We start from the raw sequence: 15,621 nt of genomic DNA, 5'->3' as shown, positions 1-15,621 counted from the left end.
TTGACCTGAGCCCCGCCGGGCGACAGGCTCCGGTCCCGGGGCTCTTCTGCCTCGTGCGAGAGGCGATCGAGTTTGGACCAGCGTGTGACGATCGTGACGCTCGGCGTGGCCTCGGTGCCGGCCGCGCGGCGCTTCTACGAGAAGCTCGGGTGGACGGCGTCGAGCGCCAGCCAGGGCGACGAGGTGGCGTTCTTCCAGATGAACGGCGCCGCGCTGTCGCTCTTCGCGCGGGGGGCGCTGGCCGCCGACGCCGGGATCGCCGATTCGCAGCCGGGCTTCTCGGGGATCACGCTGGCCCAGAACCTCGACAGCCCCAAGGCGGTGGACGCCGCCTTCGCGAAAGCCGTCTCGGCCGGCGCGACGGCGCTGAAGAAGCCCGAGACGGCCTTCTGGGGCGGCTATTCGGGGTATTTCTCCGACCCCGACGGCCACATCTGGGAACTGGCCCACAATCCCTTCTTCCCGCTCGACGCCGACGGGAACCTGGCGTTGCCGGAATGACCGGGCGGCGACCCGCGCGGGGGCTCCCCTGAGCGCCGCCCGCCCCCTGCCCGCCTGGGCCGACGTGGTGCTGGTGCCGGTGCTGGCCGTGGTGGCGGCCTTCGGGGCCGGCGGCCTCGTGGTGGCGGCCATCGGGGTCGACCCGTGGAACGCCCTGCGCGAACTCGTGGGGGGCAGCCTCGGCTCGGGCGAAGGGCTCGGCTTCACGCTCTACTACGCCACCGACTTCATCTTCACCGGCCTCGCCGTGGCGCTGGCTTTCCAGGGCGGCCTCTTCAACATCGGCGCCGAAGGGCAGGCCTACGTGGGCGGGCTCGGCGCCGCCCTCGTGTGCCTCCACGGCGGCTTCCTCCCGCCCTGGATCCTCATCCCCGCCGCCGTGCTCGGCGCCGCCGTCTTCGGCGCCGCCTGGGCGGCCGTGCCCGGCGCCCTGCAGGCGAAGCGCGGGAGCCACATCGTCATCACGACGATCATGTTCAACTTCCTGGCCTCGACCCTGATGGCCTACCTGCTGGTGAACGTGCTGCGCCCGACAGGCGACATGCAGGCGGAATCGGCCGCATTCCCGCCGTCCGCCACCGTGCCGTCGATGAAGGCCGTGCTGGCCGGGCTGGGCATCGCCGCCCCGACGACGCCCTTGAACCTGTCCTTCGTCCTGGCGCTCGCCTGCGCGCTCGCCGTCTGGGTCTTCGTGTGGCGGACGCGCACCGGCTACGAGATCCGCACCGTGGGCCAGAACCCTTGGGCCGCCGTCTACGGCGGCATCTCGCCGGCGCGGGTCACCGTGCTCACCATGGCGCTGTCCGGCGCGCTCGCGGGCGGCGTCGCCGTCAACGAGATCACCGGCGTGCAGAACCGCCTGCTGCTCGACTTCACCTCCGGCTACGGCTTCGTCGGCATCGCGGTGGCGCTGATGGGGCGCGGGCACCCGCTCGGCGTCGTGCTGGCCTCCTTCCTGTTCGGCATGCTGTACCAGGGCGGCGCCGAACTCGCCTTCGACGAGCCCAAGATCACCCGCGACATGATCGTGGTGGTGCAGGGCCTCGTGGTGTTCTTCGCCGGCGCGCTGGAAGGGCTGTTCCGCCGCGGGCTCGCCCGCCTGTTCGCGGCGCGGCTCGGGCCCGGCGACAAGGGGGAAACGAGCCTGCCGGCCCGGGTCGCCGAGCCCGGCGGGGAGGTGCCCTGATGGAGGACGCCATCGCGTCGGCGGCGCTGATCCTGTCGTCGAGCCTGCGGCTGTCCGTGCCGCTGATCTTCGCCTGCCTGGCCGGCCTGTGGTCGGAGCGCGCCGGCATCTTCGACATCGGCCTCGAAGGCAAGATGCTCGTGGCGGCCTTCGCGTCGGCCGCAGCCGCTTCCGCGTCCGGCAACGCGTGGGTGGGGCTCGGCGCCGGCATCCTCGCCTCGCTGGCCTTCGCGCTGGCGCACGGCTTCGCCTCCATCGAGGCGCGCGGCAACCAGATCGTGTCGGGCGCGGCGGTCAACCTGCTGGCGGCCGGCCTCACCGCGACGGTCGGCAACGCGTGGTACGGCCAGGGCGGTCGCACCCCGCAGCTCACCGCGGCGGCGTCCCGGTTCGAGGGCATGGCCTGGCCCGGCGCCGGGGCGGCCGGCGCCGTCCCCGTGGTCGGCCCGATATACCGCGACCTCGTATCGGGCCACGACGTGCTGACCTACCTCGCCCTGCTGGCCGTGCCGCTGACCGCCTTCGCGCTGTACCGCACGCGCTTCGGCCTGCGCCTGCGCGCCACGGGCGAGAACCCCGCGGCTGTCGACACCGCCGGCGTGTCGGTGCGCGGCATCCGCTACAGCGGGGTGATCATCGCGGGCCTGCTCTGCGGCTTCGCCGGCACCTACCTGTCCGTCGGGCAGGCGGCGGGGTTCCTGACCGGCATGACGGCCGGAAAGGGCTTCATCGCGCTGGCGGCGCTGGTCTTCGCGAAGTGGCGTCCCTGGCCGGCGCTCGCCACCTGCCTTCTGTTCGGCTTCCTCGACGCCGCCGCGATCCGCCTGCAGGGCACGGCCGTGGCCGGCCTCGGCGAGATCCCGGTCCAGGCCATCCAGGCCCTGCCCTACATCCTCACGGTGGTGCTGCTGGCCGGCTTCATCGGGCGCGCCGTGCCGCCCAAGGCGGGCGGGATCCCCTATACGAAGGAGCGGTGACACCCGCGCCACCGGGGCGGCGGCGCGGGCGCCCGTCACGGCCGGGAAACCCCACACCCGTCTTGACCGGAGGCCCCCCCGCGGGTTTGATCCCCCGCCGTCCTCGCCGCCCCGCCGGCGCCCTCAAGGAGCCGCCATGGCCGCCATCGATGACCTGTTCGCGGCGGCCGCGGCGGCGCAGGCCAACGCCTACGCGCCCTATTCGCGCTTCAAGGTCGGCGCCGCCGTCCTGACGCCGTCGGGGCGGATCTTTCCGGGGTGCAACGTCGAGAACGCCGCCTATCCGCAGGGCTCCTGCGCCGAAGCCGGCGCCATCGCCGCGATGGCGCTGGCCGGCGAGCGCGCCATCGCGGCCGTGATGGTGGTGGGCGACGGCGACGCGCTGGTCACGCCCTGCGGCGGCTGCCGCCAGCGCATCCGCGAGTTCGCGGGGCCCGGCACGCCGATCCATGTCGCGGGGCCGGAAGGCCCGCGCCGCTCCTTCACCCTCGACGAGCTCCTGCCCGCGAGCTTCGGGCCCGACCACCTCCACCATCGCCCGCTCGGGCCGGGGCGGTCCGACGATGCCCGCGACCAACAGCTGCCCTGTCAACCGTCCGATCGGGCGCTTCCGCCCGATCGGACGGTGGCCACCGAAGCAACCGCCGGAGCCGCCCGCCCGTGACCGACGTCGACACCAACATCGCCCTCCTGGCCGAGCGCGGCATCGCCGGCCCGATCGAGACCGCCATCGTGCTCGGCACCGGCCTCGGCCCGGTGGCCGACGCGCTGGAGGGCGCCATCTCGGTCCCCTACGCCGACCTCGCCGGCTTCCCGGCGGCGGGCGTGTCGGGCCACGGCGGACGGCTCGTGGCCGGCACCTGGGAAGGCGCCCGCGTGGCGGTGCTGCAGGGGCGGGCGCATTATTACGAGACGGGCGACCCCGCCGCCATGCGGGTGCCGCTGGAGGTGCTGGCGCGGCTCGGCACCCGCCAGCTCATCCTGACCAATTCGGCGGGCTCGCTCCACGCCGACTGGTATCCGGGCTCGCTGGCGCTGATCTCCGACCACATCAACTTTTCGGGCCTGAACCCGCTCATCGGCACCGACGGCGACGCCCGGTTCGTCGGCCTCGCCGACGCCTACGACCGGCACCTGCGGATGCGGTTGAAGCGGGCCGCCGCGCAGGCCGGCACCGCGGCGCTGCGGGAAGGGGTGTACATGTGGTTCTCGGGGCCGTCCTTCGAGACCCCCGCGGAGGTGAAGGTCGCCAAGCTGCTGGGCGCCGACCTCGTCGGCATGTCGACCGTGCCCGAGGTGATCCTGGCGCGGCGGCTCGGCCTGCGCGTCGCCGGCCTGTCGCTCGTCACCAACTTCGCCACCGGGATCGGCGGCGGCAACCCGAGCCACACCGAAACCAAGGACACGGCGCTCGGCGGCTCGCTCGCCTTGAAGCGCCTGCTGCGCGCCTTCCTGCGGGCCCGCGACGATGCCTGACGGGTCGAGGCCCTCGGCCCTGCCGGGCGAGATCATCCGCCGCAAGCGCGACGGCGCCGCCCTGAGCGGGGCCGAGATCGAGCGCTTCGTGGCCGGCATCGTCAACGGGGCCGTGTCGGGCGAGCAGATGGCGGCCTTCGCCATGGCGGTCTTCTGCCGCGGCATGGATCGGGCCGAAACCGTGGCGCTCACCGAAAGCATGACGCTGTCGGGCGCCGTGCTCGACTGGCGGGCCTGCGGGCTCGATGGCCCCATCCTCGACAAGCACTCGACGGGCGGCATCGGCGACGACGTCAGCCTCGTGCTGGCTCCCGCGCTGGCGGCCTGCGGCGCCTTCGTGCCGATGATCTCCGGCCGGGGCCTCGGCCACACCGGCGGCACGCTCGACAAGCTCGAAGCCATCCCGGGCTTCCGCACCGGGATCGACGTCGCCGAGTTCCAGGAGATCGTGTGCGGCTGCGGCTGCGCCATCGTGGGCGCGGGCGACGACGTCGCCCCCGCCGACGCGCGGCTGTACGCGGTGCGCGACGTGACCGCGACGGTCGAATCCGTGCCGCTCATCACCGCGTCGATCCTGTCGAAGAAGCGCGCCGCCGGGCTCGATGCCCTCGTGATGGACGTGAAGACGGGATCGGGCGCCTTCATGGCCGGGCTCGACGACGCCCGCGTGCTGGCGCGCAGCCTGGTTTCCGTGGCCGAGGGTGCCGGCCTGCCCACGACGGCCCTGCTGACCGACATGGACCAGCCGCTCGCCGACGCCGCCGGCAACGCCGTGGAGGTGCGCCACGCCATATCGATCCTCACCGAGGGCCGCTTCGACCCGCGCGTCGAGGCCGTCGTGACGGCGCTCGGCGGCGAAGCCCTGGCGCTCGGCGGCCTCGCCGAGGACGGGTCCGACGGCGCGCGCCGCATCGCCGACGCGCTGCGCTCCGGCCGCGCCGCCGAGCGCTTCGCCGCCATGGTGCGGGCGCAGGGCGGCCCGTCCGACCTCCTGTCGCGGCCCGACCACTATCTTCCCCGGGCGCCGGTGTGCCGGGACGTGTTCGCGGACGGCCACGGGGTGCTCGAAGCCATCGACGCACGCCTCGTCGGCGTGGCGGTGGTGGGGCTCGGCGGCGGCCGCACCCGCCCCGGCGAAACTGTGGACCCGTCCGTCGGCTTCACCGGGCTGGCGCCGCTCGGCGCCACGGTGGGGCCCGGCGCGCGGCCGCTCGGCACCGTGCTGGCGCGCACCGGGCCGGCCGCCACGGTGGCGGCGGCGCTGCTGCGCCGCGCTTGCCGGGTCGGCGACGCCCCGCCCGTCCCGCGCGACCCCGTGATCGAGCGCATCGACGCGGCGTCGGCAGGGGTGAACTGATGGGGCGGGACGTGTTCCTCGTGGCGACGGACGGTTCCCGCGCCAAGGCCGAGCCGTGGCTCGCCGCCTTCGGGCGCCGCCTGCCCCACCTCGACGTGGTGGCGCTGGGCGACCCGTTCCCGCGCCCGTCCGTGCGCTACGCCGCCGCCTGGAAGCACCCGCACGGCGCCCTGGCGGACCTGCCGAACCTCGGCACGGTCTTCTCGCTCGGCGCCGGCGCCGACCACCTGGTCGCGGACCCGACGCTGCCGGCCGGGGTGAGGATCGCCCGTGTCGTCGACCCCGACCTCACGGCGCGGATGAGCGAATGGGTGCTGCTTCACGTGCTGGAGCATCACCGCCAGGCGCGGCGCTACCGGCGCCAGCAGGCGGAATCGCGGTGGGACGACGACGCCCGGCAGCCGGCGGCGCGGAGCGTGCGGGTCGGCGTCATGGGGCTCGGCGTGCTGGGCGTCGATGCCGCGACGAAGCTCAAGGCGGTCGGCTTCGACGTCGCGGGCTGGAGCCGTTCCCCGCGCGACGTGCCGGGGATCGCCTCCTTCGCCGGCCGGGACGGGCTCGGCGCCTTCCTGCGCCGCACCGACATCCTCGTGGTGGTGCTGCCGCTGACGCCCGACACGGCGGGCATCCTTGACGCCGCCCTGTTCGGGGCGCTCGCGCGGGACGGGCGGCTCGGCGGCCCGGTGCTGATCAACGCCGGCCGCGGCGGGCTTCAGCGCGAGGCCGACATCCTGCGGTGCCTCGACGACGGCACGCTCAAGGCGGCCACGCTCGACGTGTTCGAGCGCGAACCGCTGGAGCGGGCGTCGCCGCTGTGGCGCCATCCGAACGTGACGGTCACGCCCCACAACGCCGCCCTGTCCGACCGCGACGCCGTCGCCGACCTCATCGCCGGGCAGGTCCTCGCGCTGGAGCGCGGCGAGCCGCTGCGGCACGTCGTCGATCGGGAGCGTCGCTATTGAGGATCATCGGCCCCGAGGACTTCGCGCTCCACCCCCGCCTCGCCGCCGACACTCTGCCGGTCGGCGACCTGCCGCTGTGCCGCGTCCTGTTGATGGGCGACGCGCGCTTCCCCTGGCTGATCCTGGTGCCGCGCCGGCCCGGCCTGCGCGAGTTCGGCGACCTCCCCGCCGAAGAGCGCGCGGCCCTGATGGAGGAGATCTGCACCGCATCGCGCGCCCTCCAGGACGAGACGGGTGCCGAGAAGATGAACGTCGGCGCGCTCGGCAACGCGGTGGCGCAGTTGCACATCCACGTCGTGGCGCGCTCGTCCGGGGACGCGGCCTGGCCCGGCCCCGTGTGGGGCAGCGGCGCCGCCGAGCCTTACCGCTCGGGACTCGATGAGGCCCTGGCGGACCGCCTCGCGGCGGCCTTCGGCTTCCGCCGGGGCGGGCCAGCCGGTAGAACGCCGGAAACCGCAGCCTTCGCGAGATCCCTCATGACCCCGTCCGACTTCGCGAAGAGCGCCGCCACGCTCGGCTTCGCCCACAACGCCCTCGACCGCCTCGCCAACCGCCGCGACGACGACGCCTTCCAGGCCGAAACCGCGGCCTCGCCCGCGGCGCGGACGGTGGCGGTGATCGGCGACACCGTGGCGGTGAAGCGCGACGCCGGGGGCGCGATGGACCTGTGGTTCGGCTTCGACGCCGCGGCGGAGATCGGGCCCCTCGGGCAGCGGGTCTTCCTCGGGATCGACGCGCGCGGGCCGGCTTACGCCGTGCAGGTCGAAGCCGAGGGCGAGGACCCGCTGGCGGGCCGGGACGGGCTGGCGGCGTTCAACCTGCGGCAGGTCGCCGCCGACGGGAGCGTGGCGGCGACCGACCTCGGCGCCCTGGCAGAAGGCAAGTCCATGCTGTCCTGGCACGCGACGCACCGCTTCTGCGGGCGCTGCGGGTCCGAAACGGCGAGCTCGCCCAGCGGCTGGAAGCGCCTGTGCCCCGCCTGCGGCGCGCACCACTTCCCGCGCACCGACCCGGTGGTGATCATGCTCGCGGTCGACGGCGACCGCTGCCTGCTCGGCCGCCAGCCGCGCTTCCCCGCCGGCATGTATTCCTGCTTGGCGGGGTTCCTGGAACCCGGCGAAACGATCGAGGACGCGGTGCGGCGCGAGATCGGCGAGGAAGCCGGCATCGCCTGCGGGGCGGTCTCCTACCTCGGCTGCCAGCCCTGGCCGTTCCCGTCCTCGCTGATGATCGGCTGCGTGGCCGAGGCGGCCTCGACCGAGATCGCGATCGACCGGGAAGAACTGGAGGACGCGCGCTGGTTCAGCCGCGACGAGGTGCGCGCCATGCTGGACGGGCGGCACCCGGACGGGCTCACCTGCCCCATGCCGATGGCCATCGCGCACCACATCGTGCTGGCCTGGGTAGGGGAAGGATAGCGGTTCGCCATCCGCCGACGGCCCCCGAGCGGGTCCGGCGTCGAAGCGGGATGGGCTCCAGCCGTCGAGGCTCTCTCACCCGCCTACGTCGACAGCGCCTTCAGGCCCCCGCGGATCAGAGCCGCCGTCCCCGCCTCGGCGCCGAGCGACGCCACGGCCGCCCCCACGGCGGCCGCGGCCTGGGGGCGCCCGTAGCCGAGGTTGACCAGGGCCGACACGGCGTCCTCCACATTGCGCGGCAGCGGCGCGCCGGGCTCCGCGTCCGGCATGACGAGAGCGTCGGTGGCGCCGCCCGGCCCCTTGTCCTTCAGCTCCAGCACGATGCGCGCGGCGAGCTTCGGCCCGACCCCGGGCGCCCGCGCCACCGCGGTCCTGTCGCCGCCCGCCACCGCCAAGGCCAGGCCGGAGGTCGACAGCACGCCCAGGATGGCGAGCGCCACCTTGGCGCCGACCCCCTGCACGCCCTGCATCAGCCGGAACCAGTCCCGCTCGGCTTCGGTGGTGAAGCCGTACAGCCGGATCATGTCCTCGCGCACGTGGGTGTCGATGAGCAGCGACGCGGGCTCGCCGGGCTGCGGCAGGCTCGACAGCGTGCGCGGCGAGCAGTGGACGAGGTAGCCGACCCCGCCCACGTCCAGCACCATCGACTCCAGCCCGGCGCTGTCCACCGTGCCGCGCAGCTTGCCGATCATCGGGGGCGCGTCCCCGCCGCCACGGCGCGGATGATCGCCGCCTGCACGTTGGCGGGCCGGCGGTGGTTGGCGTGGGTGATGGCGACGGCGAGCGCGTCGGCGGCGTCGGGCGTCGCGGCGTGGCTCTTCGGCAGCAGCACCTTCAGCATGGCGGCTACCTGCGCCTTCTCGGCATGGCCGGTGCCGGTCACGGCCTTCTTGACGATGTTGTTGGGATATTCGGCGACGGGGAGGCCGGCCAACGCCGGCACCACCATGGCGATGCCGCGCGCCTGGCCGAGCTTCAGGGCGCCGCGCGGGTCGGAGTTGACGAAGGTTTCCTCCACCGCCGCCTCGTCGGGCCATTCCGCCTCGATCACCTGGCTGAGGCCCACGTGGAGCACGCGCAGGCGCTCGGACAGCGGCGCGTCCGCTTCCGTGTGGATGGCGCCGGACGCCACGTAGGCGAGCCGCGAGCCCTCGGCCGTGATGACGCCCCAGCCGGTGTGGCGCAGGCCCGGGTCGATGCCGAGGATGCGGACGGAGGTCGCCAAGTCTCAGGCGTTCATCTTGGCGACGAGCGCGTCCGACACCTCGAAGTTGGCGTAGACGTTCTGGACGTCGTCGTTGTCTTCCAGGGCGCCGACGAGCTTCAGGATCTTCTCGCCCGCCTCGTCGTCCACCGCGATCGAGGTCTGCGGGCGCCACACCAGCGCCGAACGGCGCGGCGCCCCCAGCTTGGCTTCGAGCGCCCGTTCGACGTCGCGCAGCGCTTCGAGGCTGGTCAGCACCTCGTAGCCCTCCTCGCCGCTCACGACATCGTCTGCGCCCGCCTCGATGGCGGCCTCCATGACGGCGTCCTCCGAGCCTGCGTCGGGGCCGTATTCGATGCGGCCGACGCGGTCGAACATGAACGCCACCGCGCCGGATTCGGCCAGCGCGCCGCCCGATTTGGTGAAGTAGGAGCGCACCTCGCCGGCGGTGCGGTTGCGGTTGTCGGTCAGCGCCTCGATGATGACGGCGACGCCGCCGGGCGCGTAGCCCTCGTAGCGCACCTCGTCGTAGTTCTCGGAATCGGCACCGGACGCCTTCTTGATGGCGCGGTCGATGTTGTCCTTGGGCATGTTCTCCTGGCGCGCCGCGATGACGGCGGAGCGCAGGCGGGCGTTCATGGCGGGGTCAGGCAGGCCCAGCTTGGCCGCCACGGTGATCTCGCGGGCCAGCTTGGAGAAGAGCTTGGAGCGGACGGCGTCCTGCTTGCCCTTCTTGTGCATGATGTTCTTGAACTGGCTGTGGCCGGCCATTCTCGGGTCTCGCGGGGCAGGCCCGGGGGGTGCGAGGCACCCGCGCCCGAGCGGGAATGAGGGACCCCGTCCTTACATCCGTTGAAGCGGGGAAGGAACCGGGTTTCCGCGGGACACGACCGTCACGCGTCCGCCCGTCAGTGCCGTCCGCGCGGCCGGTGGCGAGCCTTGGCGGGCACGGCCGCGGTCAGCGGCTCGTTGGGGCGGCCGTCGCGCCGCTTCGCCTTCAGGCCGTCCATCACGCGCTCGGCGTGGACCTTGATCTCGTCGCGCGCCTGCAGGGCCTTGAGGCGGATGCCGAGCTTCGGCCCGCCGTCCCGCAGCTTCAGCTTGAGCCGCGTCCCGTCGCGCATGCGGATCAGCGCCGGCGCTTCGGCGGCGCGATAAACCCACACGCGGGCCGGCGGCAGGTTGAACCACACGGGCGGGGACACTTCCGCCTCGAAACAGGGGTGGTCGCCCGACCGCAGCGGCATGGGCGACGCGATGCCGTAGGTGAACTGCACGAAGCTGCCCCCGGGCTGCAGCACCGCGAAGGCCTGTTCCAGCAGGGTCAGCCGGTGGCGCTCGGGCTGGTTGCGCAGCGGCAGGCTCGACACCACCGTGGCGGCCGGCGCGTCGAGCACCCCGTCGAGCGTGGCGGCGAGGTCGTAGGCGTCGCCCTGGATCACGGTGGCGCGCGGGTAGCGGCGCTGCAGCAGCTTGCAGAAATGCGGGTCGTATTCCACCAGCACCAGCCGCTCGGGCGCGATGCCGCGCGCGATCAAGGCGTCCGTGACAGGGCCGGTGCCGGGTCCGAGCTCGACGATGGGGCCCGGAAGCGCGGGGTCCACGGCGCGGGCCATGGCGCGGGCCAGGAACCGGCCGGAAGGCGACACCGCGCCCGTGCCCACCGGGTTCTCGAACCAGGTCTTGATGAAGCGGGCCTCGTCGGCCAGGCGCCCGTCCAGCGGCTTCTTGGGGCTGCCCCGGCGTTCAGCGCGCAATGTGACCCTCGGCCATGGTTACCACCCTGCACTCGGCAATGCGCCGGACCGGCTTCCGGTTCAGGCGCCGACGATCTGTGGTTCATCGAACGGTCACAATCAAGGCACGCGCGCCCGGAAGGCGGGGGCGCGGGCCCGCCCGCGCCGTCAGGTCGACAGATTGTCGAAGAAGTCGCGCATCTTGCCGAAGAACCCCGCCGCCTCGGGGTTGGTCTTCTGCGACGAGATCGCGTCGAACTCCTGCAGCAGCTCGCGTTGCCGCTTGGTCAGATTCTGCGGCGTTTCCACCACGGCCTGGATGTAGAGGTCGCCGACGTCGCGGGAGCGCAGCACCGGCATGCCCTTGTGGCGGATGCGGAACTGCTTGCCGGAGGGGGCCCCTTCCGGGATCTTCACCTTGGCGTCGGCCCCGTCGAGGGTCGGCACGTTGAACTCGCCGCCGAGCGCCGCCTGGACGAAGGAGATCGGCACGCGGCAGTGGAGATCGGCGCCGTCGCGCTGGAAGAAGGGATGCGGTTTCACGGACAGGAAGATGTAGAGGTCGCCCGCCGGTCCGCCCCGCAAGCCCGCCTCCCCTTCCCCGGCCAGGCGGATGCGCGTGCCGTCCTCGACGCCGGCCGGCACGTTGACGGACAGCGCGCGCTCGCGCGTCACCCGGCCGGTGCCGGCGCAGGCCGGGCACGGGTTGTCGATCACCTCGCCGCGGCCGCCGCAGGCCGGGCAGGTGCGCTCGATGGCGAAGAAGCCCTGCTGCGCCCGCACGCGGCCGTGGCCCGCACAGGTCGTGCAGGTGCGGGGCTTCGAACCGGGCTTGGCCCCGGTGCCGGTGCAATTGTCGCAAGCGACCGAGATCGGCATCTTCACCGTCGCGGTCTTGCCCTTGAAGGCGTCCTCGAGGCTGATCTCGAGGTTGTAGCGCAGGTCGGAGCCGCGTTCGCGCCCCCCGCCCCCGCCGGCGCGCCCGCGCGAGCGGCCCATCATGTCGCCGAACAGGTCGTCGAAGATGTCGGCCATGGAGGACGGGAAACCGTCCCCCGCCCCACCGCCGCCGCCCCCGCCCTGCTCGAAGGCGGCGTGGCCGAAGCGGTCGTAGGCGGCGCGCTTCTGGCCGTCGGACAGGACCTGATAGGCCTCGTTGACCTCCTTGAACTTCGCTTCCGCGTCCTTGTCGCCCGGGTTGCGGTCCGGGTGGCACTGCATGGCGGTCTTGCGGAAGGCGGATTTGAGCTCGGCGTCGGTCGCCGTCTTGGTCACGCCGAGGAGGTCGTAGAAATCGCGTTTGGCCATCGAAGGCGGATCCAGGTCATCAGGCCTCGCGAGCGCGCGGCGAGATCGGGAGAAAGGTCCAGCGGAGGGGACGGAAATCCGCGTTCAGCCTCAGGTGGCACGCGCGAGCGCGGGGAACAAGACGGGCCGCGGAACTCGCAGCGCGCCGTTGCACCCCGGATACGATTCCGGCCCGGGCGGAGCCGGGCCGGTGATCGCGATGGAGGCGGGAGCGGACCTTCCGCGCCGGGGCGCGGGGCCCGGCCCCGCCCCCGGCGACGGGCCGCGCCCCGCTTCGAACGTCAGGCGCGACGCTTCTTGTCGTCCTCGCCGACTTCCTTGAAGTCCGCGTCGATGACGTCGTCCTGCGCGCCGTCGGCATGCGGCTCGGCCCCGGCCTCGCCGCCGGCCGCCGCGCCGGCCTTGTACATGGCTTCACCCAGCTTCATCGAGGCCTGCATCAGGTCGTTGGTGCGGGCCTTGATGGCTTCCACGTCCTCGCCTTCCAGCGTGGGACGCAGCGCCGCCACGGCGCCTTCGACGGCCGAGCGGTCGGCCGACGACACCTTGTCGCCGTAGTCGGCCAGCGACTTCTCGGTCGAGTGGATCATCGCTTCGGCGCTGTTCCTGGCGTCGATCAGCTCGCGGCGCTTCTTGTCGTCGGCCGCGTGCAGCTCGGCATCCTTGACCATCTTGTCGATGTCGGCATCGCTGAGGCCGCCCGAGGCCTGGATGCGGATCTGCTGCTCCTTGTTGGTGGCCTTGTCCTTCGCCGTCACGTTGACGATGCCGTTGGCGTCGATGTCGAAGGTCACCTCGATCTGCGGCACGCCGCGCGGCGCCGACGGCAGGCCCACGAGGTCGAACTGGCCGAGGATCTTGTTGTCCGCCGCCATCTCGCGCTCGCCCTGGAACACCCGGATCGTCACGGCGGTCTGGTTGTCCTCGGCGGTGGAGAAGACTTGGCTCTTCTTCGTCGGGATCGTGGTGTTGCGCTCGATGAGCCGGGTGAACACGCCGCCCAGCGTCTCGATGCCCAGCGACAGCGGGGTCACGTCGAGCAGCAGCACGTCCTTGACGTCGCCCTGCAACACGCCCGCCTGGACGGCGGCGCCGATGGCGACGACCTCGTCCGGGTTGACGCCCTTGTGGGGCTCCTTGCCGAAGAACTGCTTCACGATCTCCTGGACCTTCGGCATGCGGGTCATGCCGCCGACCAGGACCACCTCGTCGATCTCGCCCGCCGACAGGCCGGCGTCCTTCAACGCCTTGCGGCAGGGCTCGACGGTGCGCTGGACGAGGTCGTCGACCAGGGCTTCGAGCTTGGCGCGCGTGAGCTTCAGCGTGAGGTGCTTCGGGCCCGACGCGTCCGCCGTGATGTAGGGCAGGTTGATCTCGGTCTGGGTCGCGGAGGACAGCTCGATCTTGGCCTTCTCGGCCGCCTCCTTCAGGCGCTGGAGGGCCAGCTTGTCCTTGCGGAGGTCGACGGTGTTCTCCTTGCGGAACTCGTCGGCGAGATATTCCACGATGCGGTTGTCGAAGTCCTCGCCGCCCAGGAACGTGTCGCCGTTGGTGGACTTCACCTCGAACACGCCGTCGCCGATCTCGAGCACCGATACGTCGAAGGTGCCGCCGCCGAGGTCGTAGACCGCGATGGTGCCGGCGGCGCGCTTGTCGAGGCCGTAGGCCAGGGCCGCGGCGGTCGGCTCGTTGATGATGCGCAGCACTTCGAGGCCGGCGATCTTGCCGGCGTCCTTGGTGGCCTGGCGCTGGGCGTCGTTGAAATAGGCCGGGACCGTGATGACGGCCTGAGTGACCGTGGAGCCCAGGAAGGCTTCCGCCGTCTCCTTCATCTTCTGCAGCGTGAAGGCGGAAATCTGCGAGGGCGAATATTGCTTGTCGCCCGACTGCACCCAGGCGTCGCCGTTGGGGGCGCGGGTGATCCGGTAGGGGACGAGGCCCATGTCCTTCTTGGTCATCGGGTCCTCGAACGGACGGCCGATGAGGCGCTTGATGGCGAAGAAGGTGCGCTCCGGGTTGGTGACGCCCTGGCGCTTGGCGGGCTGGCCGACGAGGCGCTCGCCGTCTTCCGCGAAGGCGACGATGGACGGCGTCGTGCGGGCGCCTTCCGCGTTCTCGATCACCTTGGGCGTCGACCCTTCCATCACGGCGACGCAGGAGTTGGTGGTGCCGAGGTCGATGCCGATAACTTTAGCCATTGGAATGATGTCCTTTCGTTCGCGGAACCGCCGGGTCCCGTAGCGACCCGGCTCGTGGGCGGAAGGGCCGGAGGGGCCTTCGCGCGCGGCCTGGCCGGGCCCGAAGGCCCTGCCGGCACTCGCGAAAGTCCCTCGAACGGCCCGCCTCCGCCCGGTCCCCGATTGCCATTTTCAGATTGTGTCGGCGCCTCCGCGGCGCAAGTTCGCGGCCGATATAGGGGCGCGAAAATCTGCGCGCAACTCGGGGCCGGGCCGGGAGCGCCGCCGGCGACGGGCTCCGGCGGCCGCCGCCGCGCGGGCGGTCAGCTCGGCCGGAGCGCCCGCGGCGACTCGCCGAAGCGGGCGCGGAAGGCGCGGCTGAAGCTGGAATAGTCGGTGAAGCCGCAGGCGAACGCGACCGCGTCCAGCTTCATGTGGCGGTACGCCGGCGACAGGATCTGCAGCCTCGCCCGGTCGAGCCGGGCGTCGCGGATCGCGGCCGCCACGCCGCCCCGGGCCGCGAAGGCTTTGTAGAGGCGCGTGCGCGACACGCCCAGCGCTCGCGCCAGGGTGGCGGCGTCGAGCGCCGGGTCGCCGAGGCCCGCCGCGATGAGCGGGCTCGCGAGGCCGAGGAGCGAATCCGGCGCCAGCCTTTCGCCGTCGTCGCCCTGCAGGGACAGGGTGCGGCCGACGAGGCCCGACAGCAGGTGCAGCACGCCGTCGAGGCCGACCGAGGCGTCGTCCGCCGACAGCGTCGGCAGCGCCGCGGCGTAGTCGGCGAGGTAGCGCGTGAACAGGGGCGCCAGAGGGCCGTCGGCCGGGATCCGCAGCCCGGCCAGCGCCTCGATGCGCCCGACACGCAGAAAGGCCGCGCGGGGAACGAAGAGGCGCAGCTCGCGGTAGTTTTCCGTCCCCGCCACCGTGAAAGGCCGGCCGGCGTCCTGGAAAACCACCTCGCCGGGTGCGATCGCGTCCAGCATCCGGCCGCCCTGATCCAGGGAGCCCCGCCCGCGCAGGAACACGAAGACGGTGGCGTGGTCGACGCCGTCGCGCTGGAGGTGCCGGCGGGTGCGTTGCACCGCGACGGGGCTGCTGGCCGTGTCGAACAGCGTGCCCTGGGGCATGCGGACGACGGTGCGGCGCGCCGCGAAGTCGTCACGCTCGATCGTGGTGGCGGCATCCCCGGAGAACAGCGCGCTGTGCCGCCACATGTCCCATCGCTGATCGGCGGGCAGGCCATCGGTGGTCTCGATCAGCGTGGCGACCATGAAACTCCCCGCAAGGCGGACCTGCCGGGAGCGGGACCGACCCGTCCCCGC

At 72.9% G+C, this 15,621-nt stretch carries 14 protein-coding genes and 1 pseudogene; 8 read left to right on the top strand and 7 right to left on the bottom strand.

Annotation, left to right across the window (positions count from 1 at the left end; all coding sequences use genetic code 11):
- Positions 1-72: 72 nt before the first annotated feature.
- The 8 genes and pseudogenes from D3273_RS08825 (at position 73) to nudC (ending at position 7,877) form a co-directional block, all read left to right on the top strand.
- Positions 73-501, top strand: coding sequence for a VOC family protein (locus D3273_RS08825; protein ID WP_129225562.1), 429 nt, complete (start codon positions 73-75; stop codon positions 499-501).
- A 73-nt stretch (positions 502-574) separates the two neighbouring features.
- Positions 575-1,687, top strand: coding sequence for an ABC transporter permease (locus D3273_RS08820; RefSeq protein ID WP_245501072.1), 1,113 nt, complete (start codon positions 575-577; stop codon positions 1,685-1,687).
- Positions 1,687-2,664, top strand: a complete 978-nt coding sequence (locus D3273_RS08815) for an ABC transporter permease (RefSeq protein WP_129225558.1) — start codon at positions 1,687-1,689, stop codon at positions 2,662-2,664. Before D3273_RS08820 ends, D3273_RS08815 begins: the two co-directional genes overlap by 1 nt.
- Before the next feature lie 136 nt (positions 2,665-2,800).
- Positions 2,801-3,193, top strand: a pseudogene (gene cdd / locus D3273_RS08810) (cytidine deaminase); the annotation flags it as partial.
- A gap of 131 nt (positions 3,194-3,324) precedes the next feature.
- Entirely contained in the window at positions 3,325-4,140 is an 816-nt protein-coding gene (locus D3273_RS08805) for a purine-nucleoside phosphorylase (protein ID WP_207210744.1), read from the top strand.
- Positions 4,133-5,497 carry a thymidine phosphorylase gene (deoA, locus tag D3273_RS08800; RefSeq protein WP_129225554.1) on the top strand — a complete coding sequence of 455 codons (1,365 nt, stop codon included), beginning with the start codon at positions 4,133-4,135 and terminating at the stop codon, positions 5,495-5,497. The genes D3273_RS08805 and deoA overlap by 8 nt, the downstream gene beginning before the upstream one ends.
- Positions 5,497-6,459: a 2-hydroxyacid dehydrogenase gene (locus tag D3273_RS08795; RefSeq protein ID WP_129225552.1), complete on the top strand. Its 963-nt coding sequence runs from the start codon at positions 5,497-5,499 to the stop codon at positions 6,457-6,459. Before deoA ends, D3273_RS08795 begins: the two co-directional genes overlap by 1 nt.
- On the top strand, positions 6,456-7,877 hold the full coding sequence (gene nudC, locus D3273_RS08790) for an NAD(+) diphosphatase (RefSeq protein ID WP_129225550.1): 1,422 nt from the start codon (positions 6,456-6,458) through the stop codon (positions 7,875-7,877). Before D3273_RS08795 ends, nudC begins: the two co-directional genes overlap by 4 nt.
- 83 nt (positions 7,878-7,960) lie before the next feature.
- On the opposite strand, the gene ruvA is transcribed toward nudC, so the two are convergent.
- The 7 genes from ruvA to D3273_RS08755 all read right to left on the bottom strand — a co-directional run bounded on the left by ruvA (position 7,961) and on the right by D3273_RS08755 (position 15,570).
- Positions 7,961-8,569, bottom strand: a complete 609-nt coding sequence (gene ruvA, locus D3273_RS08785) for a Holliday junction branch migration protein RuvA (protein WP_129225548.1) — start codon at positions 8,567-8,569, stop codon at positions 7,961-7,963.
- On the bottom strand, positions 8,566-9,102 hold the full coding sequence (ruvC, locus tag D3273_RS08780) for a crossover junction endodeoxyribonuclease RuvC (RefSeq protein ID WP_129225547.1): 537 nt from the start codon (positions 9,100-9,102) through the stop codon (positions 8,566-8,568). Before ruvC ends, ruvA begins: the two co-directional genes overlap by 4 nt.
- A gap of 3 nt (positions 9,103-9,105) precedes the next feature.
- Positions 9,106-9,852, bottom strand: coding sequence for a YebC/PmpR family DNA-binding transcriptional regulator (locus tag D3273_RS08775; RefSeq protein WP_129225545.1), 747 nt, complete (start codon positions 9,850-9,852; stop codon positions 9,106-9,108).
- A 137-nt stretch (positions 9,853-9,989) separates the two neighbouring features.
- On the bottom strand, positions 9,990-10,838 hold the full coding sequence (locus D3273_RS08770) for a class I SAM-dependent methyltransferase (protein ID WP_245501071.1): 849 nt from the start codon (positions 10,836-10,838) through the stop codon (positions 9,990-9,992).
- 147 nt (positions 10,839-10,985) lie between these two features.
- The gene (dnaJ, locus tag D3273_RS08765; RefSeq protein WP_129225543.1) at positions 10,986-12,125 is read right to left on the bottom strand and encodes a molecular chaperone DnaJ; all 1,140 of its coding nucleotides are present in this window, start codon (positions 12,123-12,125) and stop codon (positions 10,986-10,988) included.
- 281 nt (positions 12,126-12,406) lie between these two features.
- Positions 12,407-14,323 carry a molecular chaperone DnaK gene (gene dnaK / locus D3273_RS08760; protein ID WP_129225541.1) on the bottom strand — a complete coding sequence of 639 codons (1,917 nt, stop codon included), beginning with the start codon at positions 14,321-14,323 and terminating at the stop codon, positions 12,407-12,409.
- Between the two features lie 302 nt (positions 14,324-14,625).
- Positions 14,626-15,570 carry a helix-turn-helix domain-containing protein gene (locus D3273_RS08755; protein WP_165359427.1) on the bottom strand — a complete coding sequence of 315 codons (945 nt, stop codon included), beginning with the start codon at positions 15,568-15,570 and terminating at the stop codon, positions 14,626-14,628.
- Positions 15,571-15,621: the final 51 nt, after the last annotated feature.

Origin of the sequence: Lichenibacterium minor (assembly GCF_004137685.1) — a bacterium.
Lineage (GTDB): Bacteria > Pseudomonadota > Alphaproteobacteria > Rhizobiales > Beijerinckiaceae > Lichenihabitans > Lichenihabitans minor.
The sequence above is the reverse complement of the archived record's forward strand: the minus strand, read 5'-3'. Positions and strand labels throughout refer to the sequence as shown.